Annotated in this window: 19 protein-coding genes and 1 riboswitch; of the genes, 5 read left to right on the top strand and 14 right to left on the bottom strand. The window is 72.7% G+C overall.

What is annotated here, in order from left to right:
* Positions 1-18: 18 nt before the first annotated feature.
* The 7 genes from ACQP03_RS03010 to ACQP03_RS02980 form a co-directional block, all read right to left on the bottom strand.
* Entirely contained in the window at positions 19-1,488 is a 1,470-nt protein-coding gene (locus tag ACQP03_RS03010) for an alpha/beta hydrolase (protein WP_357124074.1), read from the bottom strand.
* Between the two features lie 121 nt (positions 1,489-1,609).
* Entirely contained in the window at positions 1,610-1,879 is a 270-nt protein-coding gene (locus ACQP03_RS03005; RefSeq protein ID WP_357124071.1) for a hypothetical protein, read from the bottom strand.
* Positions 1,876-2,223 (bottom strand): ArsR/SmtB family transcription factor, encoded by a 348-nt coding sequence (locus tag ACQP03_RS03000; protein ID WP_357171964.1) that lies wholly within the window; start codon positions 2,221-2,223, stop codon positions 1,876-1,878. Before ACQP03_RS03000 ends, ACQP03_RS03005 begins: the two co-directional genes overlap by 4 nt.
* A 160-nt stretch (positions 2,224-2,383) precedes the next feature.
* A complete protein-coding gene (locus tag ACQP03_RS02995; protein ID WP_278150219.1) occupies positions 2,384-2,557 on the bottom strand; it encodes a CsbD family protein in 174 nt (57 codons plus the stop codon).
* A gap of 74 nt (positions 2,558-2,631) precedes the next feature.
* Positions 2,632-4,884: a heavy metal translocating P-type ATPase gene (locus ACQP03_RS02990; protein WP_357171965.1), complete on the bottom strand. Its 2,253-nt coding sequence runs from the start codon at positions 4,882-4,884 to the stop codon at positions 2,632-2,634.
* 12 nt (positions 4,885-4,896) lie between these two features.
* Positions 4,897-5,835, bottom strand: a complete 939-nt coding sequence (locus ACQP03_RS02985) for a hypothetical protein (RefSeq protein ID WP_433460180.1) — start codon at positions 5,833-5,835, stop codon at positions 4,897-4,899.
* 13 nt (positions 5,836-5,848) lie between these two features.
* Positions 5,849-6,058, bottom strand: a complete 210-nt coding sequence (locus ACQP03_RS02980; protein ID WP_357124057.1) for a heavy-metal-associated domain-containing protein — start codon at positions 6,056-6,058, stop codon at positions 5,849-5,851.
* Between the two features lie 95 nt (positions 6,059-6,153).
* Between ACQP03_RS02980 and ACQP03_RS02975 the strand changes: the two genes are divergently transcribed.
* Positions 6,154-6,450 carry a metal-sensitive transcriptional regulator gene (locus ACQP03_RS02975; RefSeq protein WP_355235159.1) on the top strand — a complete coding sequence of 99 codons (297 nt, stop codon included), beginning with the start codon at positions 6,154-6,156 and terminating at the stop codon, positions 6,448-6,450.
* 5 nt (positions 6,451-6,455) lie between these two features.
* Here ACQP03_RS02975 and ACQP03_RS02970 read toward each other — a convergent pair whose 3' ends face one another.
* The gene (locus tag ACQP03_RS02970; protein WP_433460178.1) at positions 6,456-8,513 is read right to left on the bottom strand and encodes a copper-translocating P-type ATPase; all 2,058 of its coding nucleotides are present in this window, start codon (positions 8,511-8,513) and stop codon (positions 6,456-6,458) included.
* A 312-nt stretch (positions 8,514-8,825) separates the two neighbouring features.
* On the opposite strand from ACQP03_RS02970, the gene ACQP03_RS02965 reads away from it, so the two are divergent.
* Complete coding sequence (locus tag ACQP03_RS02965; RefSeq protein WP_357124050.1) at positions 8,826-10,184, top strand: YibE/F family protein; 1,359 nt, start codon at positions 8,826-8,828, stop codon at positions 10,182-10,184.
* Between the two features lie 166 nt (positions 10,185-10,350).
* Positions 10,351-10,481, top strand: a riboswitch (cyclic di-AMP (ydaO/yuaA leader).
* A gap of 4 nt (positions 10,482-10,485) precedes the next feature.
* Positions 10,486-11,508, top strand: coding sequence for a coiled-coil domain-containing protein (locus ACQP03_RS02960; protein WP_357124047.1), 1,023 nt, complete (start codon positions 10,486-10,488; stop codon positions 11,506-11,508).
* Between the two features lie 59 nt (positions 11,509-11,567).
* On the opposite strand, the gene ACQP03_RS02955 is transcribed toward ACQP03_RS02960, so the two are convergent.
* Complete coding sequence (locus tag ACQP03_RS02955; RefSeq protein WP_357124043.1) at positions 11,568-12,275, bottom strand: carbonic anhydrase; 708 nt, start codon at positions 12,273-12,275, stop codon at positions 11,568-11,570.
* Between the two features lie 160 nt (positions 12,276-12,435).
* Here ACQP03_RS02955 and ACQP03_RS02950 point away from each other — a divergent pair, with 160 nt between their 5' ends.
* Complete coding sequence (locus tag ACQP03_RS02950; RefSeq protein WP_357124040.1) at positions 12,436-12,753, top strand: helix-turn-helix transcriptional regulator; 318 nt, start codon at positions 12,436-12,438, stop codon at positions 12,751-12,753.
* Between the two features lie 75 nt (positions 12,754-12,828).
* A complete protein-coding gene (gene mycP / locus ACQP03_RS02945) occupies positions 12,829-14,067 on the top strand; it encodes a type VII secretion-associated serine protease mycosin (RefSeq protein WP_357124037.1) in 1,239 nt (412 codons plus the stop codon).
* Positions 14,068-14,444: 377 nt separating this feature from the next.
* Here the strand turns inward: mycP and ACQP03_RS02940 are convergent, their stop codons facing one another.
* The 5 genes from ACQP03_RS02940 to ACQP03_RS02920 all read right to left on the bottom strand — a co-directional run bounded on the left by ACQP03_RS02940 (position 14,445) and on the right by ACQP03_RS02920 (position 18,181).
* Positions 14,445-15,446 (bottom strand): WXG100 family type VII secretion target, encoded by a 1,002-nt coding sequence (locus tag ACQP03_RS02940; RefSeq protein ID WP_433460174.1) that lies wholly within the window; start codon positions 15,444-15,446, stop codon positions 14,445-14,447.
* A gap of 18 nt (positions 15,447-15,464) precedes the next feature.
* Positions 15,465-16,028, bottom strand: a complete 564-nt coding sequence (locus ACQP03_RS02935; protein WP_234590012.1) for a hypothetical protein — start codon at positions 16,026-16,028, stop codon at positions 15,465-15,467.
* A 37-nt stretch (positions 16,029-16,065) separates the two neighbouring features.
* Positions 16,066-17,499, bottom strand: coding sequence for a S8 family serine peptidase (locus ACQP03_RS02930; protein WP_357393106.1), 1,434 nt, complete (start codon positions 17,497-17,499; stop codon positions 16,066-16,068).
* A gap of 117 nt (positions 17,500-17,616) precedes the next feature.
* The gene (locus ACQP03_RS02925; RefSeq protein ID WP_007454922.1) at positions 17,617-17,895 is read right to left on the bottom strand and encodes a WXG100 family type VII secretion target; all 279 of its coding nucleotides are present in this window, start codon (positions 17,893-17,895) and stop codon (positions 17,617-17,619) included.
* A 25-nt stretch (positions 17,896-17,920) separates the two neighbouring features.
* Positions 17,921-18,181 (bottom strand): WXG100 family type VII secretion target, encoded by a 261-nt coding sequence (locus ACQP03_RS02920; protein WP_433460171.1) that lies wholly within the window; start codon positions 18,179-18,181, stop codon positions 17,921-17,923.
* Between the last annotated feature and the right edge of the window lie 184 nt (positions 18,182-18,365).

The following is an 18,365-nucleotide window of genomic DNA, read 5'->3' as shown; positions in this document are numbered from 1 at the left end:
CACCGCGCCGCCCGCCCGTCACACGCCGACCGCCGGGCAGCTCGCCTGCCGCGCCGGCACGACCTGATCGATCAGGTACGAGTCGACGGCTCGCCCCACGCACGGGCTCGTGGTGTAGCTGCCGTGCCCCCAGCCCTGGTAGGTGAGCAGCACCCCGTGCCGACCCAACTGCCGGGCCACCGCGCGGGCCCAGGCGTAGCCGCTCGCCGGATCGTGCACGGTGGCGGCGATCAGCAGCGGCACGTCGGTGCGTACCCGCAGCCGGTGCTGAGGGTTGGCGACCGTGGGCGTACCCAGGCACGTGACCAGGGCGAACAGCGCCGGCGGGTAGCGCAGGTCGGGCGCGAGCCGGGCGCTGCGGCGCAGCAGCGCGTCGTACTCGCGGTAGTCGCGGACCGGCAGGCTCCAGTCCTGGCAGAAGACCGCGAAGGGGTACGGGACCACGGCGTCGTCCGCCAGCGTGGTGACGCCCGGCGTCGGGGGACCCGCCAGCTTGTCGATCCACTGCCCGAGCCCCGGCCACCGGTCGGTCTCGTAGAGCCGCTTGTGGGCGAGGCGGCTCAGCTCGAAGGGGGCCAGCGGGGCACCGGCCCGGTCCGGGTCGGTCAGCGTGCCGGCCTCGGCCCGGTCGTGCAGCCCGGCCCAGATGGCCCGCACGTCCCGACCGTGCAGGACGCAGTCGGCGGACCGGGCACACCAGTCGAGGAACTCGTCGAACGCGTCCTCGGCGGCGACGGCCTGGGTGTCGAGGAAGGCGCGGGTCTCCAGGCTGTGGTCCATCGCGGCCTCCAGCACCATGGCCCGCACCCGGTCGGGGTACAACTCGGCGTACCGCTCGCCCAGCAGGGTGCCGTACGAGCTGCCGTGGAAGGTGAGCTGCCGTTCGCCGAGCGCGGCACGGACCGCGTCCAGGTCACGGGCGGCGCTCGTCGTGTCCACGTGGTCGTAGAGCGCGCCGGTACGGGCCCGGCAGTCGGCGCGCAGCAGCGCGTTGTTGGTCAGGGTGGCGTCGAACTGGGCCTGGTCGGCGATCACCTGGGGCTGCCTGGCGAGCAGGTCGCGGGAGCAGCGCACCGGGTGACTGCCGCCGGTGCCGCGCGGGTCGAAGCTGACGATGTCGAACCGGCGGCGCAGGTCGGCGCTGAACCGGGAACTGCCGTTCACCACCCGGTCGACCCCGCTGTCGCCGGGCCCGCCCGGGCCGAAGACCAGGGTGCCCTGTCGGGCGGCCGGGTCGGTGGCGACCCGGCGGGCCAACGCCAGTTCGAAACGCTCCCCCCGTGGCCGGTTCCAGTCGACCGGCAGCGACAGGCTGCCGCACTCGGGCGGGGCCTCCGCGACGGGCGGCTCCTCCTCGGGGGTGTCCTCGGCGCAGGGGTGCCAGTCGATGGCGGGTCGGGCGACGGCCGGGCTCGCCGGGGTCAGGCCGGCGGCCGTGAGGGCCAGGGCCACCGCCCAGCCGACTCCGGATTTGCGTACGCGCAGCATGGGGTGCTGTCCTCTCCTGGAAGGAGCGTTGCTGGTGAAACTCGCCCAGCGGGCGAGGTGGTGCTTCTTCCACCCGGGCCGTCGAGTGGCCGCTCGACGGCCCGGGGCCTCGACACGCGGGTCAGTCGACCTCGCGCAGGACACGTTCGAGCGTGGTCATCCGGGTCTCCATTCCGCCCAGCCGACTGTCCATCGCGGCGAGCAGTCGGGCGTTCTCCGCCTGCGCCTGCGCGGCGGTCTCGGCGAGCTTGCGGTAGTCGTCCGCGCGGTTCGCCTCGTACCGGGCCCGCCGGGTCTTGGCGAGCTGTACGACGGTCACGGTGAACACGCTGATCAACAGGGCGAACACCCCGAACGCGCCGACCACCTCGGTCCAGTCGTGCTCGCTCATGACCGCGCCTCCGGCTGCTCGCCCGAGTCGGGCACGGTGAGCGTCTCGATCGCCGCCGCGATGACCTGGGGGGTGAGTGTGAGCACGAACGGCTCCACCTCGTAGTAGTTCATGGCCTTCCCGTCCTCCGACAACTCCATGCGGGCGGTGACCAGTCCGGCCGCCGCCAGCTTCCGTAGGTGGACCTGCAACAGCGCGCGGCTGATGCCCAGTTGCCGGGCCAGCCCACTGACGTACGCGCGCTCGCGGGCCAACGCGGCGACGACCCGCAGCCGGTGCGGGTTGGCCAGCGTGGCCAGCACCCGGACCAGGTCGTCGCCGGTCGGCGGCGAAGCCGCGCTCATAACCAGCCCTTGCACATGCCAATAGAAGTTAGCAGGTGCGGCGACACGGCGGCGCGGCACGAAGACGGAATCAGGGGGATCTCAGGGTTCGGCGCCCCGGACACGACAGCACGCCGGGCCGGTGATGATCACCGGCCCGGCGTGCGGATTACGTCGTACGTCAGCTCTTGAAGGCGTCCTTGATCTTCTCGCCGGCCTGCTTGAGCTTGGCCGTGGACTGGTCGGCGCGACCCTCGGCCTCGAGCTGCTCGTTGTCGGTGGCCCGACCGGCGCCTTCCTTCAGCTTGCCGGCCGCGTCCTCGGTGGCGTTATTGACCTTGTCGTCGAATCCCATTGCCAACCTCCATCGCAAGCGTCGCTACGAACTCAGAGGTACCCCCGTCGTCACCGGTCCAACCATCGCGGTCGTCACAGTTCGCCAGCGGCCGAACGGAAGCGGCGCAGCCGCAGGCTGTTGGCCACCACGAAGACCGACGAGAACGCCATGGTGGCGCCGGCGATCATCGGATTGAGCAACCCGGCGGCGGCCAGCGGCAGGGCCGCCACGTTGTAGCCGAACGCCCAGAACAGGTTGCCCCGGATGATGCCGAGCGTGCGCCGGGACAGCCGGATGGCGTCCACCGCGGCGTCCAGGTCGCCCCGGACGAGGGTCAGGTCGGACGCCTCGATCGCCACGTCGGTGCCGGTGCCCATGGCGAGCCCCAGGTCGGCCTGGGCCAGCGCCGGCGCGTCGTTGACGCCGTCACCGACCATCGCCACCGAGCGCCCCTGCGCCTGGAGCCGCTTGACCACGTCCACCTTGCCGGCCGGCAGCACCTCGGCGATCACCTCGTCCACGCCCACCTCGGCGGCGACCGCCCGGGCCACGGTGGTGTTGTCGCCGGTCAACAGGACCGGAGTGAGCCCCAGGGCGCGCAGCCGCGCCACAGCCGCCCGGCTCGTGGGCCGGACCACGTCGGCGACCGCGAGCACGCCCCGGGCCCGCCCGTCCCAGCCCGCGACGATCGCCGTACGACCGGCGGCCTCGGCGTCCCGCACGGCCCACTCGACCTCCGGCGGCACCTCGACACCGCGTTCGCGCAGCAGCCGGACCCGGCCGAGCAGCACGACCCGCTCGTCGACCGTGCCGGTCACGCCCAGCCCTTCGAGGTTGGCGAAGCCGGTCACCCGGGGCAGCTCGCCCGCTTCGGCGGCGGCCACCGCGACGGCACGGGCGATCGGATGCTCGGAGGCGGCCTCCACCGCACCGGCGAGCCGGAGCAGCTCCGCGCGGTCCTCGCCACTGGCCGGCACCACGCCCACCAGGGTCATCCGACCGGTCGTCACGGTGCCGGTCTTGTCCAGCACGACGGTGTCGACCCGGCGGGTCGACTCCAGCACCTCCGGTCCCTTGATCAACACACCGAGCTGGGCCCCGCGACCGGTGCCGACCAGCAGCGCGGTCGGCGTGGCCAGACCCAGGGCGCACGGGCAGGCGATGATCAGCACGGCCACGGCGGCGGTGAACGCGGCGGTCGGACCGGCCCCGGTGCCGAGCCACCAGCCGAGGGTGCCCACGGCCAGGGCGATGACGATCGGCACGAACACCCCGGAGATCCGGTCGGCCAACCGCTGCACCGCCGCCTTGCCGCTCTGCGCCTGCTCGACCAGGTCGGCCATCCGGGCGAGCTGCGTGTCCGCGCCGACCCGGGTGGCGGTGACGATCAGCCGGCCGCCCGCGTTGATCGTCGCGCCGACCACGGCGTCGCCCGGACCGACCTCGACCGGCACCGACTCACCGGTCAGCATGCTGGCGTCCACGGCGGACGTGCCCTCGTCGACGACACCGTCGGTGGCGATCTTCTCGCCGGGACGGACCACGAACCGGTCACCGACGGCGAGCCGGTCCACCGGGACCAGGGTCTCGACCCCGTCCCGCAGCACCGCCACCTCCTTCGCGCCGAGGTCGAGAAGGGCGCGCAGGGCCGCGCCGGCGGTCCGCTTGGACCGGGCCTCGAAGTAGCGACCGGCCAGGATGAACACCGTGACCCCGGCGGCGGCCTCCAGGTAGATGTTGCCGGCGCCGTCGCCGCGGGTGATGGCGAAACGGAACGGGTGCGTCATCCCGGGCATACCGGCGTCACCGAGGAACAGCGCCCACAGCGACCACCCGAACGCGGCGAGCGTGCCGATCGAGACCAGCGTGTCCATGGTGGCCGCGCCGTGCCGCAGGTTGGTCCAGGCCGCGCGGTGGAACGGCAGCCCACCCCAGACGACCACCGGGGCGGCCAGCGTCAGCGAGAGCCACTGCCAGTAGTCGAACTGCCAGGGCGGCACCATGGCCAGCAGGACCACCGGCACGCTCAGGACCGCCGAGACCCACAGCCGGGTACGCGGACCGCGCAGCGGGTCCTGCGGCGGCGGCTCGGCGGTCGGCGGCGTCGGCAGGGCCGCCGTGTAGCCGGTCTTCTGGACGGTCTCGATCAGGTCGTCCGGGGTGACGTCGTCGGCGTACCGGACGGTCGCCTTCTCGGTGGCGTAGTTGACGGTGGCGCTCACCCCGTCCATCCGGTTGAGCTTCTTCTCGACCCGCGCCGCGCACGCGGCGCAGGTCATCCCCCCGATCGCCAGTTCGATCCGGTTCGGCGCCTCGGGCAGCGGTCTGCTGCTGGTGGTGGTCATCGTCCAGTCCCGTCAGTCGTGCCCGTGCCCGGGGGTGCCGTGGTCGGTCCCGCCGGTCGGTGTCGGCTCGCCCGTCGCGGCCGAGGCAGCGCCCGCCAGGATGGTGAACTCGGCGGTGTGCACCTGCCCACCGTGCTGGAAGTCGAGGTAGAGCCGGTAGGCGCCGGCCGAGGGCACCTCGGCGTGGAAGGTGACGGCAGGGCCGGGCGGGGTGCGTCCATCGCCGGGCGTCCCGTCCGGGTGCACGTGCAGGTACGCCAGATCGCCCCGACGCAGCGCCACCAGGTGCCCGTACGCACCCAGGTAGGGCTCCAGGTCGGTGACCGGCTGCCCGGCACGGCTCACCGTCAGGGTGAGCGCCGAGGTCCGGCCGGGCTCCGGCGTGCCGGCCAGGGTGACGGTGTAACCGTCGACGGTGGCGCTGGTCGCCGGGGCGGGCAGCGTCCGCTCGGTCAGCTCGCCGGGGACGGCCACGTCCACGCCGAGGGTCAACGGCTCGCCCCCGGTCGGGGTGAAGTCGGCGAACGCCCGCCACTGCCCGGCGCCGGCCAGCGGGGTGGCGACCCGCCAGGTGCCGTCCGGGGCGAGATCGGGGTGGACGTGCCGGAAGCCGGACAGGTCCCGGCGGGCGACGATCAGGTGCATCCGTCTGTCGTGCGCGACGTCGTACCTGGTGACCGGCTGACCGTCCGGCCCGTCGATCCGGAACGCGAACTGGCCGGCGGGCGCGGTCACCGGTTGGAGCGTGTAGCCCCGGTCGGAGACGAGCAACCCGCCGGGAACGAGGTCGGCCGCCTCGCCGCTCGTGGTGAGGCCCGAGGTGTGGGCGACGTCGGGCCGGTTCTGGGTTACCGGGTCGACCGGGTCGACCACCCGACCGACCCCGTACGCCGCGCCGAAGACCGCCGTGAGACCGAGGGCGAACGCGCCCAGCCTGGTCACCGTGGTCATCGCGGACCTCCGCTCACGCCTCGACGAGGTCGTAGCCGGCCTCGTCGACAGCGGCCCGGACGGCCCCGGTGTCCACGGGCTGCTCGCTGCTGACGGTGACCTGGCCGGTGGCGAGGTCGACCCGCACGTCGCGTACGCCCTCGATCGCGCCCACCTCGGCGCTGACCGCGCTGACGCAGTGCCCGCAGGTCATGCCCTTGACCTGGTACGTCGTGTCGACCATCGGACGTCTCCTCTCGTAGTACCGGTACCCGGTGGGGGTATGCCGGCAGGAACGGACGCTACCATACCCCCCAGGGGTACGCTATCCTCGTCGCCATGACCGCACCCACACCGATCCGCGGGTACACCGCCAGCAAGGACCAACTGCTCGCGCGCCTGCGCCGGGTGGAGGGGCAGGTCCGGGGCATCGAAAAGATGGTCGACGAGGACCGCTACTGCATCGACGTGCTCACCCAGATCTCCGCGATCCAGGCCGCGCTCGACAAGGTGGCCCTGGGCCTGCTCGACGGGCATGCTCGGCACTGCATGCACGAGGGGGCGGCCGAGGGTCGGGCCGACGAGATGGCCAGCGAGATGATGGCGGCCGTCGGCCGACTCATGAAGCGCGGCTGAGCGCCTCACTCCCGCCCGGAATCGAGACGTACCCGGCGCAGCAACTGCGCGTTGAGCGCCACCACGATGGTGGACGCGGACATCAGCACGGCCGCCACCGCCGGGCTCAGCGCCACCCCGGCCCCGGCGAGCACCCCCGCCGCCAGCGGCAGCGCCACCACGTTGTAGCCCGCAGCCCAGGCCAGGTTCTGCCGCATCTTGCGGTACGACGCCCGGGAGAGCCGGACCACGGCCCCGACGCCACGCGGGTCGGACGACGCCAGCACGACCCCGGCGGACTCGATCGCGACGTCGGTGCCCGCCCCGATCGCGATGCCCACGTCGGCGCGGGCCAGCGCCGGCGCGTCGTTCACCCCGTCACCGACCATCGCCACGGTCAGCCCGCGCCGCTGGAGTTCCGCCACCCGGCTGTCCTTGTCGGCCGGCAGCACCTCGGCGAAGACCTCGTCCACCCCGGCCCGGAAGCCCAGGTCGGCGGCGACCGACTCGGCCACCGACCGCGCGTCCCCGGTGATCATGGCAATGGTGCGGACGCCATCGGCCCGCAGCTCGGCGATGGCCTTGCGGGCCTCCGGCCGCACCGCGTCGGTGAGCGCGAACGCCCCGAGCACCGTGTCCGGCAACCGCAGGAGATACAGCACCACGGCACCGCGTGACGACCAGCGGCCGGTCGCCTCCCGCAGCTCGTCCGACAGCGGTCCACCCCGCTCACGCAGCAGGGTCGGCCCGCCCACCGCGTACTCCGTACCGTCGACGATGGCCCGCACCCCGCGACCCGGCAGCGAGCGGAAGCCGCCGGCACGGGCCGGCCCACCGGGTCCGGCCGCCGCCACGATCGCGCGGGCCAGCGGATGTTCGCTGTCGGACTCGACACCGGCGGCGATCCGCAGCGCCTCGTCCCGGCCCACGCCGGGGGCCGTCACCAGGTCGGTGACCTCGTGCGCGCCCCGGGTCAGCGTGCCGGTCTTGTCGAACAGCACCGCGTCGACGGTACGCATCCGCTCCAACGCGAGCCGGTCCTTGACCAGGATCCCGCTTCGCGCCGCCAGCGCCGTGGAGAGCGCGACGACGAGTGGGATGGCCAGGCCGAGCGCGTGCGGGCAGGCGATCACCAGAACGGTGACGGTACGCACCACCGCCTCGTCGGGCTCACCGAGCGCGGTCCAGACCACCAGGGTGAGCACGGCGGTACCGGCGGCCACGTAGAAGAGCGCGGCGGCGAACCGGTCGGCGAGCAGTTGAGCCTGCCCGCCCGAGCGCTGCGCCTGCGCGACCATGCGTTGGATGCCCGCGAGCGCGGTCTCGTCGCCCAGCGCCTCGACCCGGACCCGGATCGCCGAATCGGTGGCGACCGTGCCGGCCACCACCCGATCGCCCGCCGACCGGGCAACCGGGCGCGACTCGCCCGTGATCATCGATTCGTCCAACTCCGCGTCGCCGTCGACGACCCGGCCGTCGGCCGGCACCCGACCCCCGGGTCGGACCAGCACCACGTCGTCGACCCGCAGCCCGTCGACAGGTACGCGCTCGACCCGCCCGTCCGCCGCCACCCGCTCGGCCTCGTCGGGCAGCAGCGCCGCCAGTGCCGCGAGCGCCCCACGGGCCTGCCCGATGGCCTTCATCTCCTGCCAGTGCCCGAGCAGCATGATGGTGACCAGCGCGGCCAGCTCCCACCAGAAGTCCAGGTCGAAGGCGCCCAGGCTGGTCGCCAGCGACGCGGTGTACGCCACGGTGATCGCCATCGCGACCAGCAGCATCATGCCCGGCGCGCGGTCCCGCATCTCACGTACCGCGCCGACCAGGAACGGCCAGCCACCCCAGAGGAACACCACCGAACCGAGCACCGGCCCCACCCAGGAGCGACCCGGCGCGTCCAGCCGGAGCCCGAGCCGGTCCACCACCAGGTCACTGGTCAGCACCACCGGCACGGTGAGCACCAGACAGACCCAGAACCGCCGACGGAACAGGGCCGGGTCGTGCCCGGCGTGCTTGTCGTGCCCGGCGTGCTTGTCGTGCCCGGCGTGCTTGTCGTGCTGTCGGTGCTCGGTGGGTGGCTCAGGCATGACTCCACCATCCGCCGCGCCCGGGGCGGTGTCAGCGGTTCGACTCCCCCGACACGTCCGCACGACCTGCGACCCCCCGCCGCGCTGGTTAGCATCGTCCAGCGATGACCCACCGGATCCCGCCGCCGAGACGGGCGACGGCGCCGCCACGGCGCGGCCCCGTACGGCGCCGACCCGACCACTTCATCACTCTCCGTGATTGCCGGGTCGTCAGGCGGCGAACCGACGCGCTCGTGCCCGCGTTCGTCCGGCGGAACTGAACCGCAGAGGCCGCCGGCACGTACCCCGCACCGGATCGTTGGGAGTCTCGCATTGGGTTCCGACCACAGCCATTCCGCTCGACCCGCCCCGCCCCGGGTACGACGGATCCTCATCGCGACGGTGGTGCCGCTCTTCGTGGCCACCGTCGTCGCCGCCGTGGTGCTGTGGCCACGGGACGGCGCACCGAAGAGCGGCGGTGGGGCGGATCTGCCGCGCCACCACGGCACGGTGACCCGGGTGGTGACCGAACCGTGCCCACCCTCGACGAGCCCGGAGGGCACGCCGAGCGGCGGGCCGTGCGGCACGGTGGACGTACTCCTCGAAGACGGGCCGCGCGCCGACCGGCAGGTGAGCACGCCCGTCCCCGCCGGCCCCGGAGCGCCTCGGGTCGAGGTGGGCGACGACGTCGTCCTGGTCGAGCTGACCGATCCGACCGATCCCACCCTCAGCACTTGGAACATCGCCGAGCACCAGCGCGGGACGCCACTGGTGTGGCTCGTGGGGGTCTTCGCCGCCGCCATCGTCGCGTTCGGCCGGTGGCGGGGTCTGGCCGCGCTCGCCGGCCTGGCCGCCAGCTTCGCCATCCTGCTCACCTTCGTGTTGCCGGCCATCGGCGCGGGCCGGTCACCGCTGCTGGTGGCGGTGGTCGGCGCGGCCCTGATCATGTTCGTGGTGCTCTACCTGACACACGGGGTGACCGCGCAGACCTCCGTCGCGGTCCTCGGCACCCTGGGCAGCCTGGTGCTCACCGGCGTCCTCGCGACCATCGCCACGGCCGCCACCCAGCTCACCGGCTTCGGCAGCGAGGACGCCACCACGCTCTCGATGTTCCAGGCGGAGGTGGACCTGCGCGGCCTGCTGCTCGCCGGGATCATCATCGGCTCACTCGGGGTACTCGACGACGTGACCGTCACCCAGGCCGCCACCGTCACCGAGCTGGCGAACGCCAACCCCGGGCTGGGTCGACGACAGCTCTACCGGGCCGCCACCCGGGTCGGCCGGGCGCACATCGCCTCCACGGTCAACACCATCGTGCTGGCGTACGCGGGCGCGTCACTGCCGCTGCTGCTTCTGCTCACCGCCGACTCGCGCCCCATCGGGCAGATTCTGACCAGCGAGTTCCTCGCACAGGAGATCGTCCGCAGCGCGGTCGCCACCCTCGGCCTGATCGCCGCCGTACCCCTCACCACCGGGCTGGCCGCGGTGGTGACCGCGGCCGGGTCGACGGCCACGCCCGACGCGGACGCCCCGCCACCGCGCCCCCGCGCGGACCGCGCGGAGGCGCTCGCCGCTCTCAGTTCCCCGCCGACGGATCGGGCCGACCGGCCCGATCCACAGCGGAACACACCCCCATCCACCGCCACCACCGGGTGGCCAGAGCCGAACAGGAGCACGGATACGGCATGGTGACACTCCTCAGCGTGACCGGATCGGGCACCCGCCCTGAGAACCGCGTCACTGGTCACTCAACGCCATGGCGAAATGACGCTTTTAGTCGGCATCAGGACGTAGCTCAGGCGGTGGACTCTCGGGTAACCTCGCTGCCGGTCACCGACGAAGGCGCGCAGCGGCGCCTGCGGTGCCACCGCCCAATCGCCAACCGGCGAGCCGGGGACCCAGGTACCTGGGGTGAATCCGCGACAGCGGTAGGGGCCACTTCCGCCCCGAACCCGTCAGCTAACCCGGTCGGCGGTCGACGGAAGGGAAGATTGTGACGGCACCCCTACGCCGCTGGTTGACGCCCGTGGTGGCCGTGTTCGCCGCGCTGACCGTGCTCGCCGGACCCCTCCCGGCCCACGCCGCCCCGACGACCCCCACACCGTCCGGGCACGAGGAGGACGGCGACGAGCCCAAGCTGCTCACCGACGTCATCGAGCAGACCAACCGGGACTACGTGGCGGCCAAGTCCAAACTGGACAAGTCCAAGAAGCGGCAGGTCGAACTCGCGGCAGAGGTCGACCGGGCGAAGGCCGACCTGGCCGCGCTGGCCCCGCAGGTCGCGCAGATCGCCGCTCAGTCGTACCGGACCGGACGGGTCGGCGCGATCGCGATGCTGCTGGAGGCCGACGCCCCGGACTCGTTCGTCCAGCGGGCCGCGGCGCTCGACGAGATGAACATGGTCAACGAAAAGAAGCTCGCCGAGGTCAACGCGGTGAAGTCCCGCGCCGAGGAGGCCAAGCTGGCCCTCGACACCGAGGTCCGGGAGCAGCAGAAGCAGACCGCGCTGATGGCGAAGGACAAGCGCGACGCGGACAAGGCGCTCGCGCTGGTCGGCGGCAAGGGCTTCACCGGCGGTCTGGTGGACGCCACCTCCCCGGTCGCCCGGATCGGCCCGGGTCGCACCGCCGACGGCGACTGGAAGCCCCAGTCGTGCAGCGAGAAGGACCCGACCACCTCCGGCTGCGTCACGCCGCGCACGCTGCACGCGTACAAGGAGGTCAAGCGGGCCGGGTTCAACCGGTTCGTGGGCTGCCACCGCAACGGTGGACCGTACGAGCACCCGAAGGGTCGCGCCTGTGACTGGTCGTTGCAGAAGAGCGGCTTCAGCCCGTGGCACAACGACGACACCCGGATGTACGGCAACAACGTGGCCGCGTTCCTCATCCGCAACGCCGACCGGCTCGGCATCTACTACGTGATCTGGAACCGGCAGATCTGGTTCCCGGCGACCGGCTGGAAGTCGTACAGCGGGCCATCGAACCACACCGACCACGTACACATGTCGCTGCTCTGATCCGACGCTCAACAGTTCGAGGGCCGTCCCGCGTCGAGCGGGGCGGCCCTCGTCGCGTGTCAGGCGGCGGCGGTCGCGGCCGGGTCGTCCGAGGCGTCGCCGGCCGGTACGGGGGTCACGGGTCGCACCGCCCCGGCGGCGAGCCGGTACGACATCCCCACCACCGCGCACCGCCCCCGCGCCACCTCGTCGGCCAGCACGGGCGACTGCCCGAGCAGCGTCTCGACCGTCTGCGCGATGTGGATGTCGACGATGCCGTCGATGTCGTGCACGCCCTCGGCCGTGGCTCGTCGCAGGCTGGGCAGCACCGCGTCGACCACCGCTGGGAGATGTCCCGGGGGCGCGATGCCGGTGGCCGCCGATTCGCGGGCCGCCTGCACGGCGCCGCAGGAGTCGTGCCCGAGCACCACCACCAGCGGAGCACCGAGGACGGCCACCGCGTACTCGACGCTGCCCAGCACCTCTGGCCCGGTGGTGTGCCCGGCGGTCCGGACGACGAAGAGGTCACCCAGCCCCCGGTCGAAGATGATCTCGGCGGCCAGCCGCGAGTCGGAGCAGCCGACGATCACCGCGAAGGGGTGCTGCCCGTCCGCCACGGCGGCCCGGTGCCCGGCATCCTGGTTGGGGTGGCGCGGCTCTCCGGCGACGAAGCGACGGTTGCCAGAGACCAGCTCGGCGTACGCTCGGGCCGGCTCGGTGGCGACCGGCGCCTGCTCGACGGTCCGCTGCGTGCCCGGCTGCCCGCCGGGCGTACCGGAACGGCTCATCCCCGCACCTCGTCTCACGCGTTTGACCTGCTCAACGGTCTTTTCAACCGGGCCGGCGGCGGGCGCTGGCTCGCGCTCAACGGTCACACGCACGGCAAGATGCGTCAAGATATGCGTGATTTAGATTTCATACGTTGACCCGGAAAGGCGGCCCCCCACGATGGCGAGCACGACGGCCGGAGGCGGCCGGAACTGGACATTTCTTACCAACCACGGCCATGTGCTGCTCGCCATCGCCCGCGACCCCACCGCCCGGCTCCGTGATGTGGCGGCGGAGGTGGGCGTCACCGAGCGGGCCGCCCAGGCCATCGTCGCCGACCTGGAGGCCGAGGGTTACCTGCACCGCACCCGGGTGGGGCGGCGCAACGAGTACACCCTCAACCCCGCCGGCCGGTTCCGGCACCCCGCCGAGGCCGAAGTGCAGGTCGGTGACCTCCTCGCGCTGTTCACCCCCACCCCCGGCGACGACACTCCCTGACGACCGTCGTGCGCCCCGACGTCGGCCGGCGTCGCCGGGCCGCTGCGCGACGCGGCGCAGCGGTAATCTCTGCGGGTGCGCGAATGCCTGCCGCCGAGCGCGACCGAACCACCCCGCCGTACCGTCCGCGCTGTCCTCAATGGAACGATCGCGACCCTGCTCGGGATCACCCTGGTAGTGGCCCCATGCGTCTCAGCGGCAGCGGCGGCACCCGTCTGCGGCCCGCCCGGTGAGGACGGCCTGGTGGAGATGCCGTGGGCGCTACATCGGCTCGATCCGGTCTCGGCCTGGCCGATCTCGCGAGGCGCCGGGGTGACGGTGGCGGTCATCGACTCCGGGGTCTCGGCCATCCACCCCGCCCTGAAGAACCAGGTTCTCCCCGGGCGCGACTTCAACAACCTGACCGACAACCGAGGCCAGTGCGACCTGGCGGGCCACGGCACGATGGTCGCCGGCATCATCGCCGGCCAGGACGGCACCGGAGCGCCGTTCAGCGGTATCGCCCCGGCGGCCCGCATCCTGCCCATCCGGGTGCTGCCCAACGCCAAGGGCACCAACGACGAGGCGCTGCCCGGGCAGATCGCCGCGGCCATCGACTGGGCGGTCGACAACGGCGCCGACGTGATCAACCTGTCCCTGGTGACCCTGCCCCGACCCGAACTGGCCCGGGCCGTCGAACGCGCCCTCGCCAAGCGGGTGATCCTGGTCGCCGCCGCCGGCAACCGGCAGGAGACACAGGAGGACAAGCCGGCGTACCCGGCCGCCTACCCGGGCGTCATCGCCGTCGCCGGCGTGGACGAGCAGGACGGGCACGTCGGCACCTCGGTCAGTGGCAGCTACGTCGACGTCGCCGCGCCGGGCCTCAACATCGTCGGCCCCGCGCCCGGTGGGGCCGGCTACCTCCCCGAGCCGGCGGGTGGCACCAGCTTCGCCGCCGCGTACGTCTCGGGGACGGCGGCGCTCGTCCGGGCCGCCTACCCGGACCTCACTCCGGAGCAGGTCGCCGACCGGCTGGAGCGTACGGCGGACAACCCGCCGCAGGGCCGCAACGCCGAGGTCGGGTACGGGGTGGTCAACCCGTACCGGGCGGTGTCGAGCCTGCTGGGCACCCGCACCAACCCGCCGGTCGGCGCGCTCGCCCCGCCCGCCTCCGCAGCCGATCCGCTGAGTTGGCAGCGCACCGCGGCGATCTGGGCGGCCGTGGTCGGCGCCCTGCTCACCGTACTGCTGCTGATCACTCGGCCGATCGTGGCGCGGGGCCGCCAACGCGGCTGGCGTGCCGGCCGCCGCACCGACCAGCCGGTCGCCGGCTGAGCCCGGTCACGGCGCTGATGCGGTCTACCTCACCAGCGCCGTGCCGCAGCGCTCAGCGCAGGATGCCGGAGGTGCCGCCGCCGTCCGCGCCCCACACGTCCTCGTCCTCTTCCAGCCAGGTGTTGCGGGCGCCGTCCTCCTCGCCGTAACCGGCACCGGTACCCGCGCCGGCCAGGCCACCGGCGCCGCGCGCGCCCGCACCACGCCCCCTGGGCCCGTCGCGCCGCGACCGGCGCCGCCGCGGCCCGCACCGCCGCCGCCACCGGCGACGCCACCCATACCGGGCGCCATGCCACCGGCCAGCTTGCCGCCCGCGCCGAGCCGACCACCGGCACCCCGGCCGCCACCGCGACCGGCACCCGCCGCGCCGCCACCCATCATCGGGCCCACGCCCGGGGAGACCGCCCGACCGAGCGCGCCGCCACCCGCGAGAGCGCCGACGCCTCCCCGGCGCTACCCAGGCCGCCACCGCCGCCGAGCCCGGCGGAGGAGCCCAGGCCACCGGAGCCGAGGCCGGAGCCGAGCCCGGGGGAACCGCCACCGCCCGCGCCCGCGAGGCCGCTGCTGAACTCGTCGTCCACGCCGGGTACACCGCCGGTGCCCGGGTAGTCACCCGTGCCGGGGGTGTCGTACCCGCCGGAGAGGTCGGGGTGGGTGCCGGACCCGCTGGGCAGGTCGCCGGTGCCCGGCAGGTCGCTGGTACCGATCGAGGGGGTGGCACCGAGGCCACCACCGCCGCCACCGCCGCCGAGCTTCGGCACGCCACCGCCACCGCCACCGCCGCCACCACCGGTGTCCAGGTCGGGAATCTCGGGCTGCGTCGCCTTCTCTGCAGGGTTGTAAGCGTCGCCGGGGGTGCCGGGGGCTTTGGCCTGGTAGTCACCGCGCACCTGCTCGTAGACCCGGGCGGCGTCCTCCGACTGGTCGTTGATCCAGTCGGCGATGGCGGTCACCGGGTCGAACCAGCCCAGGAAGTCCGGCGAGACCTTCGCCTCGAAGAAGCCCACCCCGAGGGTCAGCTTGGCGTTGCGCGCCTCCAGCACGTCGTTGACGCAGGTCGCCGGGATCGGGAACTCCCGCTGGGCCTTGGTGAGATCGTCGGCGGCGGACTTGAGCGACTGGACGATGCCGTTGCCCTTCTCGGCGTCCGCCACGATGTGCCCGGTGTCCTTGGCGATCTGCTCGACGTGACCCTTGAACGCCTCGTACGCCGGGCCCTTCCAGGTCGTACCCAGATCCTTGATGTTGGACTCGAGGCTCTGCTTGACGTTGTTGAGATTCTTGAGCAGTTGCTCCCAACCGAGGGCGGCGCTCTCCACGTCACCCGGCCGGCCGTCGATGACGACCTTCTGGCACATCTCTTCCCAGCTCAGGCCCATCTGCTGTCCTCCCCCGTCCTAGCGTCCGTCGCCGTTGCCGGCCACGTCGCCGAAGACACGCTGCATCTCGGCGGCGGACATCCTGTTCTGCTCCTCCGCCGTCTCGTAGTTCTGCTTGACCTGGCGCAGCGCCTCCGCCGCGTCGTACAGGCTCTGCGAGAGCTTGCGGACACCGGACTCGGTGCCCTGGTAGAGCCCCTGGTGCTTGGCGGCCAGCCGGGCCGCCCAGTCGAACCCCCCGAGCGGGCTCGGCTGGCCACCGGCTCCGCCCGCCACGCCGCTGGCCGCCCCACCCATCAGGTCCTGGATGTCGACCATGTCGTAGGAGAGCTTGTTCAGGTACGCGGCGTGGGTCTCCAGCCAGGTGATGGCCGAGTCCAGGCTGGTCGCGTCCCACTCGGTCTTGACGCCGGCCTCACCGGGCGCGGCGATCAGGCCCTCCGGCGTCGCGGCGTGGTTGACGTTGTCGAGTTCCAGGCCGGTCACGGCAAGGCCCGACGTCGGTATCCCGCCCACCGGAACCGGGATGTAGAGGTCGTCGTTCACGTACCGTTCCGGCTGGGTGGTCCTGTCGTCCGTCATCGGTCCCCTCCCCGAAACCCTGACTGGTGGTGTGCGCTCACTGCTGCTGGTGTGGGCCCGGCGACGGCGGGCCCGAGCCCGGCCAGCCGGACCCGGCCGGCGGTGTCGCCGGAGCGGTCGGTGCCGGCGGATAACCCTGGGTGGGATGGCCGGGCGGCGGGTACCCCGGGCCGGGCTGGCCCGGTGCCGGGCCGTACCCCGGGCCGGGCTGCTGCGGCGGGCCGTAGCCGGCCGGTGGCGACTGGGTGGCGGGCCAGCCGGGTGGCGGCATGCCGGGTGCGCCCGGGTACGGGCCGACGGCCGCCGGCGGCGTGCGCCGCTTGCGGCGTCGCAGCACCACGAACAGCACGATCAACCCGATGATCGGTACGCCGAGGCAGAGTCCCAGTTGGACGATCGCACCGGCCTTGTTCGATACGCCGAACTCGACCGCCGGGCCGTCGTCCTCACCCGGTCGGGTCGCGCGGCCGGGGCCGGTCGGGCCGGCCGCCTCGCCCTTCAACAGGGGGTTCGCCGTCACGGTGGGTACCGAGCGGGTCAGGGCGGCGACCGGGTCGACCCGGCCGAAGCCGAACTGCGGGTCCCGGCCGGCCGGACCGGCGTCGCGAGCGGTCTCGATCAAGCGGCTGATGACATTGGGCGCGTCGAGCTTCGGGTACTTCGCGCGGATCAGCGCCACCACCCCGGAGATGATGGCCGCCGCCGGACTGGTGCCGCTGGCTACCGTATATCCGTTCGGCGAGACCGCCTTGGGCGCCGGGGCGATGATGCTCTCCATCGGACTCGCGAGGACGGTCTCCGGGCCCTGCACCGAGCCGGAAGAGAAGCCGCCCCGCTTGTCGAATCCGCTGACGGCGACGACGCCGGGGATGTTGGCCGGCGCGATGACCTGGCGGTCGCCCTGCTCGGTGTTGCCGGCGGACGCCACCACCACGACATCCTTGCTCAGCGCGTAATTGATGGCGTCCACCAGCTCCGGCGGAGCCGCCCCCTCGTCGCCGAGCGAGAGGTTGATGATGTCGGCACCATTGTCCGCGGCCCACCGGACGCCCAGGACCACGTCCTGGCCGTCGGAGTCGGCACCGGTCGAGACCGGGAGGATCTTCGCGGCCGGGGCGATGCCCAACTCGTGCATCGCGCCACCGCCGCGCCCGGCGATGATGCCGGCCATCGAGGTGCCGTGCCCCTTGACCTTGTCGTCGTCACGCCGGCCGTCCGGGGCCGCAAGGGGGTTGGTGCCGTGCCCCGCGAGCACCTGACCGCGCAGGTCAGGATGACTTGCCTCGACCCCGGTGTCGACGACGGCGACCACGACACCCGCACCCTTGGTGATCTGGTGCGCGGCGGGGATCTTGAGATAGTCCAGGTACCACTGAAGGCCACGGACCGTGTCAGCGGCCCGGGCCGGCGTCGGCGCGACGGTCACCGCGGGGGCCAGCGCGGCGCACAGCGCCAGCGCGGCCGCGCCCACGGCCCGTGTCGATCGGAAAGGCTTCCCCGTACGCATCGCTCTCCCGTATCTCGCCGACGCCAACACGATGCGGCTCCGGCCCGGTCGAGCCGGACCGGAGCCGCATCGGTGATTGTGTCAGCCCCACACCTTGGAGTTGCTCATCTCGGTGGAGACGTAGTTTTCGCGGGCGATGCCGACGGCACCACCGATCTCGTTCAGGATCCGGTTGATGTCCCGGACCGACGAGTCCCACTTCGCCTGGTGCTGCTCGTAGGCGGTGCGGTCCTCGCCCTCCCACTCGAGCTTGGACAGCATCGACCGCAGCGTGTCCAGCTTCTCGTCGATGGTCTTCGAGATGGCCTGCATCTGCTGGTTGCTGCTCTCGAGGACCGCGTAGTCAACCTTGATCGTCACGTTTTCCTCCTCTGCTGGCTACGGATCACGGGTTGAGAGCAGAGTGGAACTTGTCCAGCATCTGCTGCTGCTCCTCGTCGTTGACCTGGTGCGTCGTACCCGACTTGTCGAGCAGGTCCGCGATGTTGTCCATCGCGGTCAGCAGACTCACGGTGTCCTCGTTCCAGCGAGCCATGAGCGACTGGAACCCCGTGGACGCCTGACCCTTCCACGCCATGGCCAGGTCGTCGACCACGTTCCACAGCTTCTTCAGCTCACCGTCGACCTCGCTGCGCGTGGACCGCACGTCACTCGCGGCAGTATGCAGACTCGCAGCTGAGACCTCGAACGCCATGCTTCACACCCTTCCGTCATGTTGTGTGGCTGCGGCTTTGCCGCGCCTCTCCCCCGCGGCAAGGCAGCAACACCCCACCGACGGACACTCCACCAGAGACGGTAGCGGAATCCGTCCAGCCACCGCAGCCCTGACC

This window comes from Micromonospora sp. CA-248212 (assembly GCF_050948405.1).
Classification (GTDB): Bacteria; Actinomycetota; Actinomycetes; order Mycobacteriales; family Micromonosporaceae; genus Micromonospora.
This window is presented reverse-complemented; position numbering and strand designations above follow the sequence as displayed.